16 protein-coding genes are annotated in these 14,255 nt (G+C 72.8%); 5 read left to right on the plus strand and 11 right to left on the minus strand.

The window, feature by feature from the left end:
* Window positions 1-70: 70 nt before the first annotated feature.
* Window positions 71-745 (minus strand): superoxide dismutase, encoded by a 675-nt coding sequence (locus tag HJG45_RS14455; RefSeq protein WP_254452535.1) that lies wholly within the window; start codon window positions 743-745, stop codon window positions 71-73.
* Between the two features lie 120 nt (window positions 746-865).
* The gene (locus HJG45_RS14460) at window positions 866-1,933 is read right to left on the minus strand and encodes an ABC transporter ATP-binding protein (RefSeq protein ID WP_171612817.1); all 1,068 of its coding nucleotides are present in this window, start codon (window positions 1,931-1,933) and stop codon (window positions 866-868) included.
* Window positions 1,934-2,061: 128 nt separating this feature from the next.
* Here HJG45_RS14460 and HJG45_RS14465 point away from each other — a divergent pair, with 128 nt between their 5' ends.
* The 4 genes from HJG45_RS14465 (at window position 2,062) to HJG45_RS14480 (ending at window position 4,518) form a co-directional block, all read left to right on the plus strand.
* A complete protein-coding gene (locus HJG45_RS14465; protein ID WP_171612818.1) occupies window positions 2,062-2,409 on the plus strand; it encodes a YqjD family protein in 348 nt (115 codons plus the stop codon).
* A 24-nt stretch (window positions 2,410-2,433) separates the two neighbouring features.
* Window positions 2,434-2,862 carry a phage holin family protein gene (locus HJG45_RS14470; RefSeq protein WP_171612819.1) on the plus strand — a complete coding sequence of 143 codons (429 nt, stop codon included), beginning with the start codon at window positions 2,434-2,436 and terminating at the stop codon, window positions 2,860-2,862.
* A gap of 208 nt (window positions 2,863-3,070) precedes the next feature.
* Window positions 3,071-4,090 carry a 3-hydroxyisobutyryl-CoA hydrolase gene (locus HJG45_RS14475; protein ID WP_171612820.1) on the plus strand — a complete coding sequence of 340 codons (1,020 nt, stop codon included), beginning with the start codon at window positions 3,071-3,073 and terminating at the stop codon, window positions 4,088-4,090.
* 47 nt (window positions 4,091-4,137) lie between these two features.
* Window positions 4,138-4,518, plus strand: a complete 381-nt coding sequence (locus HJG45_RS14480; protein ID WP_408902021.1) for an acyl-CoA thioesterase — start codon at window positions 4,138-4,140, stop codon at window positions 4,516-4,518.
* A 127-nt stretch (window positions 4,519-4,645) separates the two neighbouring features.
* Here HJG45_RS14480 and HJG45_RS14485 read toward each other — a convergent pair whose 3' ends face one another.
* The 6 genes from HJG45_RS14485 to HJG45_RS14510 form a co-directional block, all read right to left on the minus strand.
* Complete coding sequence (locus tag HJG45_RS14485; protein ID WP_171612822.1) at window positions 4,646-5,143, minus strand: hypothetical protein; 498 nt, start codon at window positions 5,141-5,143, stop codon at window positions 4,646-4,648.
* A gap of 166 nt (window positions 5,144-5,309) precedes the next feature.
* A complete protein-coding gene (locus tag HJG45_RS14490; RefSeq protein WP_171612823.1) occupies window positions 5,310-6,224 on the minus strand; it encodes an EamA family transporter in 915 nt (304 codons plus the stop codon).
* A gap of 76 nt (window positions 6,225-6,300) precedes the next feature.
* Window positions 6,301-7,278, minus strand: a complete 978-nt coding sequence (locus tag HJG45_RS14495) for a tripartite tricarboxylate transporter substrate binding protein (protein WP_254452512.1) — start codon at window positions 7,276-7,278, stop codon at window positions 6,301-6,303.
* Window positions 7,275-8,267, minus strand: coding sequence for a tripartite tricarboxylate transporter substrate binding protein (locus tag HJG45_RS14500; protein ID WP_171612824.1), 993 nt, complete (start codon window positions 8,265-8,267; stop codon window positions 7,275-7,277). The genes HJG45_RS14495 and HJG45_RS14500 overlap by 4 nt, the downstream gene beginning before the upstream one ends.
* 196 nt (window positions 8,268-8,463) lie before the next feature.
* Entirely contained in the window at window positions 8,464-9,480 is a 1,017-nt protein-coding gene (locus HJG45_RS14505; protein ID WP_171612825.1) for an OmpA family protein, read from the minus strand.
* Between the two features lie 158 nt (window positions 9,481-9,638).
* Window positions 9,639-10,709 (minus strand): DUF6817 domain-containing protein, encoded by a 1,071-nt coding sequence (locus HJG45_RS14510; RefSeq protein ID WP_171612826.1) that lies wholly within the window; start codon window positions 10,707-10,709, stop codon window positions 9,639-9,641.
* Window positions 10,710-10,947: 238 nt separating this feature from the next.
* On the opposite strand from HJG45_RS14510, the gene hemA reads away from it, so the two are divergent.
* A complete protein-coding gene (gene hemA, locus HJG45_RS14515) occupies window positions 10,948-12,174 on the plus strand; it encodes a 5-aminolevulinate synthase (protein ID WP_171612827.1) in 1,227 nt (408 codons plus the stop codon).
* Between the two features lie 136 nt (window positions 12,175-12,310).
* Here hemA and HJG45_RS14520 read toward each other — a convergent pair whose 3' ends face one another.
* The 3 genes from HJG45_RS14520 to HJG45_RS14530 form a co-directional block, all read right to left on the minus strand.
* On the minus strand, window positions 12,311-12,718 hold the full coding sequence (locus HJG45_RS14520) for a hypothetical protein (RefSeq protein WP_171612828.1): 408 nt from the start codon (window positions 12,716-12,718) through the stop codon (window positions 12,311-12,313).
* A 159-nt stretch (window positions 12,719-12,877) separates the two neighbouring features.
* Complete coding sequence (locus HJG45_RS14525) at window positions 12,878-13,087, minus strand: hypothetical protein (RefSeq protein WP_171612829.1); 210 nt, start codon at window positions 13,085-13,087, stop codon at window positions 12,878-12,880.
* A 124-nt stretch (window positions 13,088-13,211) separates the two neighbouring features.
* Window positions 13,212-14,210, minus strand: a complete 999-nt coding sequence (locus HJG45_RS14530) for a substrate-binding domain-containing protein (RefSeq protein ID WP_171612830.1) — start codon at window positions 14,208-14,210, stop codon at window positions 13,212-13,214.
* Window positions 14,211-14,255 lie beyond the last annotated feature (45 nt).

Consider the following 14,255-nt stretch of genomic DNA (forward strand, 5'->3'; position numbering starts at 1 on the left):
CGGGGCACCTCGGCTTCGGGGGAGCGGCCTCAACCCGCCGCTCCCCGGCCGGTTCCCCGGCGGCCCGCCGCTACACCTTCAGCGTGCCGGCCTTCGCCGCGGCATAGCGCTGCGCCACCGCTTCCCAGTTCACCACGTTCCACCAGGCGCGGGTGTATTCCGGCCGGCGGTTCTGGTAGCGCAGGTAATAGGCGTGCTCCCAGACATCGTTGCCGAGCAGCACGCGGCCGCCCTCCATCAGCGGCGTGTCCTGGTTCGGCTTCTGCGCCACCGCGAGCTTGCCGTCGCGGGTGACGGTGACGAAGGCCCAGCCGGAGCCGAACTGCGTGTTCGCCGCCCGCTCGAAATTGCCGCGGAAGGCGTCCCAGCCGCCGAGGTCGCGGGTGATGGCCTGCATCAGCTCGCCCGTCGGCTGGCCGCCCTTGCCGCCCATGATGCCCCAGAACATCGTGTGGTTGGCATGGCCGCCGCCATTGTTGCGCACGGCGGTGCGGATGCCCTCGGGCAATTCCGGCAGCTTCGCCAGCATCGCCTCGATCGGCATGGCGTGCAGGGCGCTGTGATCCTTCACCGCCGCATTGAGGTTGTTCACATAGGCCGCATGGTGCAGGTCGTGGTGGATCTGCATGGTGCGGGCGTCGATCGCCGCCTCGTTCGCCTCTAGCGCATAAGGCAGCGGCGGCAGGCTGAAGGGACCGGTCGGCGCCGCGGGCGTGGCGGGCTGGGCGAAGACGCGGTGCGGCATGGCAAGGAGCGCGGCGCCACCGAGCAGCAGGTGGCGACGACGGGCGGTCACGGACATGGCTCTCTCCCTCGGGGTGAGAGGCAGATTAGGGCGCGAGGGCCCCTGGCCAAGTGATCCCCTTCACAAAGCCCGATAGGCGAAGGCCGCATAGGGGTCCCAGGCGACCGAGGCCGGGCCGCCGATGCGCGGTACCCGGCTGCCGGGCGGCCGCTTCGCCACCAGCGCGCCGCCGCGCCCGACCTCCAGCAGCAGCCGCAGATGGTCGCCGAGGAAGATCACGTCCTGCAGCGCCGCCGGCAGCGCGCCCTCGCCCATCTCCTCGGCCCGCATCGCGGCCACCGCCACCCGCTCCGGCCGCACCGCGACGATGCAGCGACTGCCCGGCCCGGCGGCGTCGCCGCGCCGCGCCCAGAGCTCCGGGCCGCAATCGAGCCGCACCTGGCAGTCCTCGCCGTCGAAGGCGAGCACCGTTCCGGACAGGCGGTTGTTGTCGCCGAGCAGGAAGGCGACGAAGGCCGAGACCGGCTCCTCATAGACCGATTGCGGCGTGCCCTCCTGCACCACCTCGCCGGCATCGAGCACGGCGAGATGGTCGGCGAGCAGCATCGCCTCGCCGGGCTCGCGCGTCGCCACCACCACCGTCAGGCCGAGGCGGCGGAACAACCCCCGCCATTCCAGGGCCAGCCGGTGCCGCAGCCCCTGGTCGAGACCCTCGAAGGGATCGTCCAGCAGCAGGACCGCCGGTTGCGGCGCCAGGGCCCGCGCCAGGGCCAGCCGCCGGAGCTGCACCGGGTTGAGCTGGCCGAGCCGCGTCGCCTCCTGGCCGTCGAGGCCGAGCTGGGTCATCGCCCGCGCCACCTGCGCCGCGCGCTGCGCCGCCGGCAGGGCGAGCACCAGGTCGGTCACCACCTGCTCGACGCGGCGCCCCCGCGCCTGCGCCTCCACCGGCTGGAAAAGGCCGAAGCCGCGCCAGCCCGGCGGCGGGCGATCGAGCAGCGCGTCCTCAAGCCATATCCGTCCGGCATCCGGCGAGGCCAGGCCGGCCAGCAGGCGCAGCAGGCCGGTCTTGCCGGCGCCCTGCGGGCCGAGCAGCACCGTGCAGCCGCCGCGCGGCACCGCGAGGTCGATGCCGTGCAGCCCGAGCGCCGGCCGGCGCACACCTTCGAAGCGCAGCAGAGGCACGTCCATGCGAATCCCCAACCCGCGTCCTTCGCGGGGCGTTCTTACACCGCCCCCTGACCGTCCGACGCAAGGTGGAACCAGTCGCATCGCGGCGGCGTTCCCTGGGCAAGTTACCCCTGCGGAAGGAGCACGCCATGAGCGCCGCGAATGATTTCTCCAATGACGCCCGCAACCTGAAGGACCAGGCCCAGGCCTCCGCGCAGCGCGTCAACGATGACGCGAAGGAAGAGCTGGCGAAGCTGCGCGCGCAGGTCGAGCGGCTGATGCAGGATCGCGTCACCCCGGCCCTGGCCGGCGCCGCCGATCAGGTGCAGGGCTATGCCAACCGCGCCCGCGAGACCATCGAGGACCAGGCGGACGCCATCTCCGAGACGGTGCGCGAGCGGCCGCTCACTGCCGTCGTCATCGCCGCGGCGGCGGGCTACCTCATCGGCAGGCTGATGGGCGGCAATACCTACGTCTACCCGCGCGAGCGCCACTGACCCGGGAGGCGGCCGCGGATGCGCATGTTTCAACTGCTCCGCCTGGCTGCCCAGGCGGAGGCGCTGCGCTGGAAGCGGACCGGCCGGGGCTATGCCATCCAGGCTGGCCTCGGCGCGGCCGCGGCCGTCTTCGCCGTGATGCTGGTGATCATGCTGCACATCGCAGGGCTGATCTGGCTGGCGCGTGGGCGGGATCCGGCGATCGCCGCACTGATCGTGGGCGGGGTCGATCTGGTGCTCGCTGCCATCCTCGGCTGGCTCGCGGCACGGCATGCCCAGGATCCGGTGGCCCTCGAGGCGCTGCGGGTGCGCGATGACGCGTTGCGCCAGGTCGGCGACACCACGGCGCGCGCCGCCATGGTGATGCCGCTGCTGCGCAGCCAGTCGGCGAAGAAGGGCTTGGTCGGGGCGGCCCTGACTGCCATCGCGGTCGGGCTCTTCGCCCGGCGATAGCGATACCCTCCGGGCCCTCGCGGGACCAGCCGGTGCGGGGCGCCGGCTGGTTGCCGGCCCGAGGGCAAGAGGCTAGAGCAGGCACCGGGCGGGCGCGGGTGCCGGGATCTAGTCCCGCTCCAGCCAGGACGCGCCACGGTGGAAGCTTCTCCGGATTCCTTCGCTCCGCCGCTGGCGATGTCGCGGGACGATATCCAAGGAGCGCCGCGTGAGCGAGACCACCGAGCCGACCATCCTGGCCCGCCGCGAGGGCGCCGCCGGCACCCTCCTGATGAACCGGCCGAAGACCCTCAACGCCCTCGACTTGGCGATGATCCGCGGCTTCCAGAGCGCGATCGATGCCTGGAAGGACGACGCGGCCGTGCGCCTCGTGGTGCTCGAGGGCGCGGGCGGCAAGGCCTTCTGCGCCGGCGGCGACGTGCGGCGCATCCGGCAGCTCGCCATTGAGGGCGACACCGCGGCGATCGAATCCTTCTTCGCCGAGGAATATGCCGTAAATCGCGGCATCGCCACCTTCGGCAAGCCCTGGGTGTCGCTGATCGACGGCGTCTGCATGGGCGGCGGCATCGGCGTCTCGGCGCATGGCAGGCCCATTGTCGTCACTGAGAGCGCGTTGCTCGCCATGCCGGAGACGGCGATCGCCCTCTTCCCCGATGTCGGCTCCTCCTACATCCTGCCACGCCTGCCGGGCGCGGTCGGCACTTGGCTGGCCCTGACCGGCGCGCGCCTGCGCGGCGCGGATGCGGTGCATGCCGGTCTCGCCACGCATTACGTGCCGAAGGCGAAGCTGCCGACGCTGCGCGAGGCGCTGTTGGCCGGCGACGCCGCAGTGGTCGAGCGCTTCGCCGAGGCGCCGCCCGCGGCGAGCTTCGCGCCGCATCGCGACGCCATCGACCGCTGCTTCGGCCGCGACAGCGTGCCGGAGATCCTCGCGGCGCTGGAGGCCGAGGGCACCGACTGGGCGCGCGAGCAGGTGGCGATCCTGCGCCGGATGTCGCCGACCTCGCTCTGCGTCTCGCTCGATCTCATCCGCCGCGGCGCCGATGCGACACTTGACGAGTGCCTGGAGATGGAGCTGGCGCTGACGCGCAGCGTGGTGAACCGGCATCCCGATTTCCGCGAGGGCGTGCGCAGCGTGCTGGTCGACAAGGACGGCAAGCCGAGCTGGTCGCCGGCGACGGTCGAGGCGGTGGATCCGGCCGCGATCAAGGCGCTCTTCGCCGGATGAGCGCCGCGGCCGGCAGCGAGAGGCCTACCGGGGCTCCTACCGAGGCTTTGGGCCCGCACGGGAAGCTCGAGATCCGCACCCTCGCCATGCCAGCCGACACCAACCCCGCCGGAGACATCTTCGGCGGCTGGATCATGGCGCAGATGGACATCGCCGGCGGCATCGCGGCCTCGGCCCGGGCGGGTGGCCGCGTGGTCACCGTCACCGCCACCGACATGACCTTCCTCAAGCCGGTCAAGGTCGGCGACATCGTCTGCTGCTACTGCGACCTGAAGCGCGTCGGCCGCACCTCGCTCACCCTGCATGTCGAGGCCTGGGTGCTGCGCCACGGCCAGGGCGAGCGGATCAAGGTGACCTCGGCCGACATCACCTATGTCGCGCTCGACGAAGCCGGGCGGCCGCGGCCGGTCGATCCGCCGCGGGGCTGAGGCGGCCGCCGTCCCAGGCGGCGCGCTACAGCGGATTGCGTTCAAGAATAGGCGCTGTTCCGCTGTCGTTCCTTGTTTTCAGCGCGGATTCACGCGTCCGGGCGTTCACGCCCTGCCGCGATCCGCTCTACCGCGCCGCCTCGATGGCGCGCTCGGCGCCGGCGGTCGCGCGCACCGCCGCCTGGAACTGTCCGCCATGCAGGTCGCGCTGCGCGACGATGAGGTGCCGCATCGCCGAGGCCGGCATGGCATCGCCGGCCGCGCTCGCATTCTGCAGGGCGGTCCGCGCCTGTTGCAGGTCGAGGCTCGCCTGCTGCCGGTCGCGCGCGGCGATCTCGCCCTCGGCGTGACGCAGCAGCTGCTCCGCGTCCTGCAACACCGCATGCCGCGTATCGACCGGCACCATGGGCGCGGCGGGCGTGGACGAGGCAGCCGAGGCGGGCGCCGGCACCTGGGCCGATGCCGGCTGCGCCTGCATGTAGGGCTTCATCTCGGGATTGTCGGCCTCCGACCGCTGCCATTGCGGCCCAGTGCGCCCGAGGCCGGGTATGGCGGTATCATCGGCGAAGGCGGGGCCGGCGGCGAGCAGCAGGACGGTGGCGATCGTCAACCTCGGGATGCGCATGGGTCGATCCTCCTCGACGGAGCGGCAGCGGCGACGGATGGGAGGCCGCGTTGCCGGCACCATTCATGCGCGCCTTGATCTGGCGACGGCACGGAGACGTCATGAAGGATCAGCCAGGATGCGACACGCGGCCGCAACACCGGGCGCCCGCGCTTCACGCGCCAGGCTACCGCCCGAGCAGCACCAGGACGACGCCCAGCATCACCACGACGACGCCGAGGATCTCGGCCGCGGCGGGTCGCTCCTTCAGGTAGAAGCGGCCGAAGAGCAGCGTGAAGACGATCTCCACCTGCCCGACCGCGCGCACCATCGCCACCGGCGCCAGCGCGAAGGCGGTGAACCAGCAGGCCGAGCCGCAGGCGGAGAGTGCGCCGACCTGGGCGCTGCTGCGCCAGGTGGTGAAGACGGCCCGCGCCTGATCCGGTTCCCGCGCCAGCAGCCAGCCGCCCTGCATGATGGTCTGCAGGATATTCGCCGTCACCAATGTCACCAGCGCGCGCAGGATCGGGTCCTCGCCCGGCAGCGCCTGGTTCGCCGCCTTGATGAGCACGCTGGTGAGCGCGAAGAAGAAGCCGGAGGAAAGGCCGCAGAGCGCCGCGGGCTGCACCGTCGCCCGCAGCACCTCGCCGAAGTTGCGCCCCTTGCCGGCGAGGGAGAGCCACAGCACGCCAGCGACCCCGACGCCGATGCCGCACCAGGCGAGCGGCGAGATGCGCTCGCCGAGCAGCAGCAGCGCCAGGATCGCGCCCTGCACCGCCTCGGTCTTCGCATAGGCGGTGCCGACGGCGAAGCCGCGGAAGCCGAAGGACATGATGAGCAGGTTGGTGCCGAGGATCTGGCCGAGCCCGCCGGCCGCGGCGAGCAGCAGGAAGATGCCGGAGACCGGCGGCAGCGCGCCGCCGAAGGCGAGCAGATAGAGCAGCAGCAGCAGGGCGCCGACCGGCACGCCGTAGAGGTAGCGCACCACCGCCGCGGCATTGACCGAAAGCTGACCGCGCAGCTTCTGCTGCATGGCGGTGCGCCAGGTCTGGAACAGCGCGGCGGCCAGGGTCACCGGCAGCCAGAGAGGCGAGAGGATCATCCGACCGACAGGCTGCGGGGCGCCCGGCGCCCCGTCAATGCCGGGCCGTCAGGCGACGAAGCTCGCATACCGTGGATCATCCAAGATCGAGCTGCAGCCCCTCGGCGCGGATCACGCCGCGCCATTTCTCCGTCTCGCTGCGGACCCAGGTGGCGAACTCCTCCGGCGAGAGGCGCAGCGGCACGCCGCCGAGCTGGGCGAAGCGCTGCTGCATCTCCGGCTCCTCGAGCATGGCGTTGATCTCGCCGTTCACAGCCTGCACGATCGCGGGCGGCAGGCCGGCCGGCGCGAACAGCCCGAACCAGGTGTTCACCTCGAACCGGGCCAGCTCCGGCATCGTCTCCCGCACCGCCGGCACATCCGGAAGCTGCGCATTGCGCTCGGCGCTGGTCACCGCGAGCGCCCGCACCCGGCCGCTGCGGATATGCTCGATCACGCCGGTGAGGTTGTCGACCAGGAAGCCGATATTGCCGGCCAGCAGCTCGGTCTGCGCCGGCGCCGAGCCGCGGAAGGGCACATGGATCGCCTGCGCCTTCAGCAGCTGCAGCAGCCAGACCGGCGTCAGATGCGTCGATTGCCCGACGCCGGTGGAGGCGTAGCTGACGCGGCCCGGCTCGGCCCGCAGCCAGGCGGCGAACTCGGCCATGTTGCGCACCGGCCTGTCGGCATTCACCACCAGCACGTTCGGCCCGCGGATCTGCCCGGCGACCGGCAGCAGCTGCTCGGGCCTGTAGGGCAGATCGCGGAACAGCGAATAGGCGATGGCCTGCGGCCCGATATTGCCCGAGAGCAGCGTGGTGCCGTCCGGCTTCGACCGCACCGCCTCGAGCGTGCCGATGGTGCCGCCCGCGCCGGCGCGGTTCTCCACCACCACGGGCAGGCCCCAGCGCGCCTGCAGGTGCTGTGCGCAGAACCGCCCCATGATGTCCGTGGTGCCGCCGGCCGCCGCCGGCACGATGATCCGCACCTGCTGCGCCGGTCGCCAGCCCTGCGCCCGCGCCGGCGCGGCGAGCAGCAGCGCCGGCGCGGCAAGCGAGAGGCGGCGGCGCATCATCCGACCTCCAGCTGCAGCCCCTCCTTGCGGATCACCACGCCCCATTTCTCGATCTCGCCGTTGACGAAGGCGGCGAACTGGTCGGTGGTGCCGTAGAGCGAGACGCCGCCCATCTCGCGCCAGCGCGCCTTCACCTCCTCGGTTTCGTGCCAGCTCTTCATCGCGGCGTTCAGGCTCTCCGCCACCGGTCGCGGCGTCGCCGCCGGCAGGAAGATGCCGAACCAGGTGTTGACGTCGAAGCTCGCCAGCTCCGGCATCGTCTCCCGCGCCGCGGGGATGTCGGGAAGCTGGTGGTTGCGGTCGGCGCTGCTCACCGCCAGCGCGCGGACCCGGCCGGCGCGGATCTGGGTGATGCCGCTGGTCAGGTTGTCCCACATGTACTGGATGTTGCCGGCGACCAGCTCCATCGCCGCCGGGCCGGCGCCACGGAAGGGCACGTGGATCGCCTCCGTCCCCGTCGCCTGGTTGAACCAGACGCCGGTGAGATGCGGGCTCTGCCCGACGCCGGGCGAGCCGTAGCTCAGCTTGCCGGGATTCTTCCGCAGATGGGCGACAAGCTCCGGCAGGGTATTGGCCGGAATCGAGGGATGCACGACGAGCACGTTCGGCCCGCGCACGGTGCCGCAGACCGGCAGCAGCGCGTCGCGCCCATAGGGCAGGTTGCGGAAGAGCGAGAGGCCGATCGCCTGCGGCCCGATATTGCCAAGCAGCAGGGTCAGCCCGTCGGGCGCCGCCCGCACCACCTCGGCGGTGCCGATCACGCCGCCGGCGCCGGAGCGGTTCTCGACCACGCAGTTCTGCCCGTAATGCGCCTGCAGATAGGGTGCGAGCAGCCGGGCGCTGATATCGGCGGTGCCGCCGGGCGCCGCCGGCACGACGATGCGGATGGGCTGGCTCGGCCGCCAGTCCTGCGCCCGGGCGGCGCCGGGCGCGAGGAAGGGCAGAGCGAGCGGCGAGAGCAGCGCGGCACGGCGCGGCAGGCGAAGCATGGACGGTTTCCCTCATCTTTCGACAGGCCGGGCCGGCTGGGATCCGGCCGGCCCGGGACCGGCCATCTCGGGCCGGCATCATCGGCGCACCATGCCGGTCCCGGGGCGCGCAGGAAAGAGTGCCCGTCCCGGCCCCGCAACAGGCCACGCCCTGGCGCGGCCCGCCGCCGCGCGGACCTGTCCCCGTCGCGGCCCTCTATTGCGGCAGGATCTCGATGCGCCGCCGCGGCCCGTCCGACGTCGCGGCGGGTTGCGTCGCGCCGGGGCCGGTGACCGCGATCTCCTCGCGCCCGACCCCCAGGCGCTCGAGCTCGGTGCAGACCGCCTCGAGCCGCTGCCGCATCAGGCGCTCCCGCGCCTCCGGCGTCGCCGCCCGGTCCGCGCTGCCCCGCACCGCGATGCGGGCGAGGCGATAGGGGCCGCCCTGCCGCGCCGCCTCGGCCAGGATGCGGCGGCTGCGGTCGCTGAGCTCGCTGCGGTCCCAGTCGAAATGCACCAGGTAGAGCCGCACCGGCTCCGGCGCGGTCGCCGCCTCCTGCGGCCCGGCCGCCTCGGCCGCCGACCGGCCGAAGGCGTAGCGCAGGCCGATCAGCAGCGTGTGGTTGCGGTTGGCGAACTGACCCGTGCCCTGGCTGAGCAGCTGGCCGCCGGCCCCCTCGGCCCGGCCCTCGATCCGCGCGTCGCCGGCCGTGCCGAGGAAGCGGTATTCGGTGGCCAGGGCGAGGCCGGGCAGGGCCAGGATCGGCAGGGCCATGCCGGCGATCGCCTGGAAGGCCAGGCGGCCATCGACATCGTCGAAGACGCGCCGGCCCGGCCCTGGCCCGAGCGGGGTCACGGCGGCGCCGACCTGATGGAACTCCGTCCAGGCGATGCCGAGCCCGGCGCCGAGATAGGGCTGCAGCGGCTGGCCGCCGAGGGCACGCTCCGTGCCGATATAGAGATTGGCCATGCCGCCATAGGTCGAGACCGTGCCGCTGGCGGGCCGGGCGATGCCGTTCTCCCGGTAGCTGCCCTCGACCTCCAGCCGGAGGCCGTTGCCGGACCCCCAGCCAAGGCTGAGCAGGCCGGCCGGGCCGGTCTCCGTGTGCAGCCGCATCGCCTGCGGCCCGGCGCTTTCATGGAAATTGGCGGCGATCCCGGCGCCGAGATAGAGGCCCTCGACCGGCTGCGCCGTGGCCGCGCCGGCGCCGAGCGCCACCACCGCCATCGCCATCCCTCTGCTGCATCCCGACACGGAGCCTCTCCCGGCTGGCCGCGGCACGACCAGCGGATGTTCCTATCACGGAACGGAGACGGGCTCCCGCATTTTCATTCTGAGTTCGACCTGAATGGTCCCGCCTGTTGCATGCCCGTAACAGGACGGGACTAGGCTCAGGCGGTGACCAGCCCGAGCCCGTTCAGCCCGCCCAGCGTTTCCGGCCAGCGGCGCGCCTCGGCCGATTGCAGCAGGATCCGCGCCCAGGCCACCCAGCCGGACCAGGCGATGCGCTTGTCCCAGGCGACGCCCCAATCCTGCAGCAGGACGAGCCCGGCCCGGGCATGGCCTTCCGCCATGTCCCAATCCCCGGCGAGCAGGCCGAGCTGCGCCAGCATCAGCCGCGGCTCGCCGACATGCGGGTTGTGCTGGATGCAGGCCGAGAGCGCCCGGTGGGTCGGGCCGAGCCCGGCCATGGGCAGTCCGCGCGTCACCGCCTGCCAGTAGAGGGTGACGGCCGCCATCTCCTCCTCCGGCTCCAGCACCGCCGTGCAGCGGGCGAAGACCGGCGGCACCGGCAATCCCCAGTCCTCGGGCAGGTCGGAAAGCAGGCGAGCGAGACGCGAAAGCAGCGAAAGCGCCGTCGCGGTCGGCTTCAGGGGCCCCGGCCAGAGCGAGGCCGCCCAATTCTCCCGGATCGGCCGCGGCTTCGCCGCGGGAAAGCCGGCGAAGATCTCGTCCTGCCAGGAATGCCACTGCTCGGCGATATCGGCGATCGTGGCGATGGCGAAGACCGCGACGTCGCGCCCGGAGAGGATGACCGGCGGCGCCCCGTCGCGCTCCAGCGCCATCCCCTCCTCCGGCAGCGCCTCGGCCGCGAGCAGCCGCCGGGTGAAGAGGCTGCGGGGCATGGTGCAGAACAGGTGGATCAGTCGCTCCGCCTCCGCGCCGAGCGCCTCAGCCAGCTCGGCACGGTTGCCGGCGCCGTCGAAGAGCTTCAGGTCGACGTATTCGTTGGAATAGACGCTGTGGAACAGGCCGAGCAGCCGCACCTCGCGCGGCTGGTCCCAGAGCGTCAGCGTGCGGCAGACGCCGAGCAGATGGTCCTTGAAGGTGCCGGCCTTGTGCCAGTCCTCGCCGGCGCTGCGACTGAAGAGCAGGTGCAGCAGCCCGGGCAGCTCCGGATCGACGGCGGCCCAGTCATCGGCGAGCAACGCCCGCAGCCTGGGATGCAGGGGCTCAGCCATGGCGCCGCGCCTCCGATGGAATGCAGCCGGCGGGGCCGACGATGCGCATCAGTCCGTCTCCTCGGCCCGATCGCGCCGTTCGGCATCGGGACCGCCGGAGCATGCGCGTGCCAGGACTGGCCGGCAATTCCCGGCGCCCCGCGCGCCCGCCGCAGTGCTGGATTGCAATCGTTTCATCGGCTTCAGGTCGGAAACGGCGCTTCGCCGCGGCCGGCGGAGTGCTACACACCGCCCCGCCATGCAGACCCGTGCCGCCCTCCTTGCCCATTGCCGCGACAGGCTCGGCGCCATGCGCCGGGAAGGCCGCTACCGCGAATTCGCCCAGCTCGAGAAGCTTTCGGGCCGCTTCCCGGTCTATCGCTGGCACAGCGCGCAGGGGCCGCGCGAGGTGACGGTCTGGTCCTCCAACGATTATCTCGGCATGGGCAACCACCCGGCGGTGCGCGAGGCGGCGTCCCGCGCCGCCGCCGAGCACGGCGCCGGCGCCGGCGGCACCCGCAACATCTCCGGCACCTCGCCGCTGCATGCGGCGCTGGAGGCCGAGCTCGCCGCGCTGCACGGCAAGTCCGGCGCCCTGCTCTTCGGCTCCGGCTACATCGCCAACGACGCCGCGATCTCGGCGGTGCTGGAGGCGCTGCCCGGCTTCTGGGTCTTCTCCGACGCTAAGAACCACGCCTCGATGATCGCCGGCATGCGCCACGCCAAGGGCGCGACCCGCGTCATCTGGCAGCACAACGACCTCGCCGATCTGGAAGCCAAGCTCGCCGCCGCGCCGGCCGGGGTGCCGAAGCTCGTCGCCTTCGAGAGCGTCTATTCCATGGATGGCGACATCGCCCCGATCGGCGCCATCTGCGACCTCGCCGAGCGCCACGGCGCCATCACCTATCTGGACGAGGTGCATGCCGTCGGCCTCTACGGCGCCGGCGGCGGCGGCATCAGCGAGCGCGACGGCGTCGCGGCGCGGGTCGACCTGATCGAGGGCACGCTGGCCAAGGGCTTCGGCGTCTTCGGCGGCTATGTCGCGGGCGAGGCCGAGCTGGTCGACTTCATCCGCAGCGTCGCCGGCGGGCTGATCTTCACCACCGCCCTGCCGCCGGCCGTCGCCGCCGCCGCGCTGGCCAGCGTCCGCACGCTGCGGAGCGACCCCGCCCGGCGCGCGGCCCTGGCCGAGCGCGCCGCGGCGCTGAAGGCGGCGCTCGACGCCGCCGGCCTGCCGCGCATCCCGGGGCCGAGCCATATCGTCCCGGTCATGGTGGGCGAGGCGGCACTCTGCCGCGAGGTGGCACGCCGGCTGCTGGAGGAGCACGGACTCTACGCCACGCCGATCAACTATCCAACCGTGCCGCGCGGCACCGAGCGCCTGCGGCTCTGCGCCACGCCCTTCCACACCGACGCCATGATCGCCGAGCTGGTGCAGGCCCTGCGGGCCGTGCTGCCGCAGCGCCTGCCCGCTGCCGCGGCCTAGAGCAGGTCCCGTTCGAGTGTTTCCACTCGAAAAAGCGGCTTTGCGGGGATCCCGGCGCCCCTTGGCCCGAGGACCGTCGCATCCTGCCGTGGCAGGGCGGTGAAGGCGGCGGCGCGGCATCCGCCCCGGACGCCGCCTATTCCGCCTGCATGGCCCCGTCGCTCACCGTGACGCGGGAGATGCGGCAGGCCGCGAGGTCATGCATCTCGATCGCCCGGCCATCCATCCAGACGACGCGCAGGCCGAAGCGGCCCTCGCCGGTGAAGCGCACCGGCAGGCTGGCGCCGGGGGCGAGGGTGGCCGGGGCGAGCTGGTCCGGACCCCAGCCAGGAGCGCCCATCGGCGCCAGGTAGAATTGTTCGATCGCCTGGCTCGAGGCGTTGGCCAGCCGCGCCGTGCAGCCGCCACCGCTGCCGCAACCGGCCAGCAGCGGCAGCAGGGTCAGGACGAAGGCGAGTCGCCGGCCTGCGGATTTGCCCGCCGCCGCGCGGCCGCAGGCCAAGGCGGCGAATTCCGTCGCCGGAATGCGCCGGGATTTGGTCATGACGAGGACCTTGCCTGTGCTAGGGGCCTGTGTTCCGGGCATGGTCAGGCGGACCGGCCAGAGGGTCAATCGGCCAGCATGGATCATATCGGGCCGACGAGGCCGGTCCGCGCGGGATCAACGGGTGGGCGCGATCCGCCGGATCGCCTACCCCATCCCTCAGCCGCCGAGGCTGTCGGGCTCCGGCATCTCGCGGTTCGCCCGCACCTCGCCCGCGGCATCGGCGGTCTCGGCCCAGGTATCGGTGATCATCTCGCCGGTCGGCGGGATATCCGGGCCGTCCGCTGGCGGCCGGGCCGAGGCCGCCGACATCGAGGACGGCGCTGCGGCCGGTTGAGGCAGGCTCGGCGTCTGGTGCGGATCAGGCATCGGCACCTCCCGTTCGTGGTGTCCCATTGCAGGAAACGCCACACACCGGCGGTTGTTGCCCGCCGCGCGTCACGCCGCCGGCGAAGGCACCGGGCCGTTTCCCACAGCCGGTGGCTGCCGAGCCCTATCCGGCCGCCCCGCCGCGGCGGGCGGTGGAGCCGCGCAGCACGCAACACCCGCTCAGCATCACCTTGCGGACCGGCGCCCCGGGCGTGCGCAGCCGCTCGAAGAGCAGCGCCATCGCCATCCGCCCGATCTCGGCCAGGGGCTGCTCGATGACCGTCAGGCTGGGCTCCACCAGCCCGGTCCAGTCCTCGTTGTCGAAGCCGGCCAGGGCCAGGTCGGCCGGGATGCGCAGCCCCGCCGCGCGGGTCGCGCGCAGCACGCCCATCAGCAGCAGGGAATTGCTGACCATCACCGCCTCCGGCAACGGCCCCTCCTCCCGCAGTGCGGCGAAGCCCTGCTCGGCCGCCGCCACCTGCGGCAGCACGAAGCGCTCCCGCACCGGCAGGCCATGCCGCGCCATGGCGGCCCGGTAGCCCTCGGCGCGCTCGATGCCGGTGCCGCTGGTCCGGCCGAACAGGCCGGCGATGCGGCGATAGCCCTGCGCCACCAGATGGTCGACCAGCATGGCGCTGGCGGCGTGGTTGTCGAGCAGCACGCTGTCGAAGAGCCCGGGCGGCCCGGCGCGGTCGATCAGCACCACCGGCACCTCCGGCCGCTCCGTCGCCAGCCGCTCGGCAGTGACGCGGGTCGGCGCCAGGATCACGCCGGTGACCCGCTCCTCCTGCATCAGGCGGAGATAGATCGCCTCGCGCGCCGGGTCCTCGCCGGTGTTGCAGAGGATGACGCGCAGCCCGGCCTGGTAGGCGGCCTCCTCCACCGCCCGGGCGAGGCCAGTGAAAAAGGGGTTGCCGATATCGGCGACGACCAAGCCGATGGTGCCGCTCTCCTGCGAGCGCAGCCGGCGGGCGGCGAGATTCGGCCGGTAGCCGGTGGCGCGCACCGCCTCCAGCACCTGGGCCCGCAGCGCCGCGCTGACCGGCCCCTTGCCGAGGGCGCGCGAGACGGTGGCCGGGGAGACGCCGGCGGCGCGGGCGACATCCTTGATGCTCGCCGTCACGCGGCGCGTCCCCGCGCGTTGCCCCCCGTAACGGGGCGCGGCGGA

The organism is Roseicella sp. DB1501 (assembly GCF_013112485.1).
In the GTDB taxonomy this organism is placed as follows: domain Bacteria; phylum Pseudomonadota; class Alphaproteobacteria; order Acetobacterales; family Acetobacteraceae; genus Paracraurococcus.

Excerpts from the sequence above, each read along its gene's own strand:
- HJG45_RS14470 (WP_171612819.1), top strand. The coding sequence starts at position 2,434 with ATGTTTCAACTGCTCCGCCTGGCTGCCCAGGCGGAGGCGCTGCGCTGG.
- HJG45_RS14510 (WP_171612826.1), bottom strand. The coding sequence starts at position 10,709 with ATGGCTGAGCCCCTGCATCCCAGGCTGCGGGCGTTGCTCGCCGATGAC.
- HJG45_RS14490 (WP_171612823.1), bottom strand. The coding sequence starts at position 6,224 with ATGATCCTCTCGCCTCTCTGGCTGCCGGTGACCCTGGCCGCCGCGCTG.
- HJG45_RS14465 (WP_171612818.1), top strand. The coding sequence starts at position 2,062 with ATGAGCGCCGCGAATGATTTCTCCAATGACGCCCGCAACCTGAAGGAC.
- HJG45_RS14455 (WP_254452535.1), bottom strand. The coding sequence starts at position 745 with ATGCCGCACCGCGTCTTCGCCCAGCCCGCCACGCCCGCGGCGCCGACC.
- hemA (WP_171612827.1), top strand. The coding sequence starts at position 10,948 with ATGCAGACCCGTGCCGCCCTCCTTGCCCATTGCCGCGACAGGCTCGGC.
- HJG45_RS14500 (WP_171612824.1), bottom strand. The coding sequence starts at position 8,267 with ATGCTTCGCCTGCCGCGCCGTGCCGCGCTGCTCTCGCCGCTCGCTCTG.
- HJG45_RS14485 (WP_171612822.1), bottom strand. The coding sequence starts at position 5,143 with ATGCGCATCCCGAGGTTGACGATCGCCACCGTCCTGCTGCTCGCCGCC.
- HJG45_RS14525 (WP_171612829.1), bottom strand. The coding sequence starts at position 13,087 with ATGCCTGATCCGCACCAGACGCCGAGCCTGCCTCAACCGGCCGCAGCG.
- HJG45_RS14505 (WP_171612825.1), bottom strand. The coding sequence starts at position 9,480 with ATGGCGATGGCGGTGGTGGCGCTCGGCGCCGGCGCGGCCACGGCGCAG.
- HJG45_RS14520 (WP_171612828.1), bottom strand. The coding sequence starts at position 12,718 with ATGACCAAATCCCGGCGCATTCCGGCGACGGAATTCGCCGCCTTGGCC.
- HJG45_RS14495 (WP_254452512.1), bottom strand. The coding sequence starts at position 7,278 with ATGATGCGCCGCCGCCTCTCGCTTGCCGCGCCGGCGCTGCTGCTCGCC.
- HJG45_RS14460 (WP_171612817.1), bottom strand. The coding sequence starts at position 1,933 with ATGGACGTGCCTCTGCTGCGCTTCGAAGGTGTGCGCCGGCCGGCGCTC.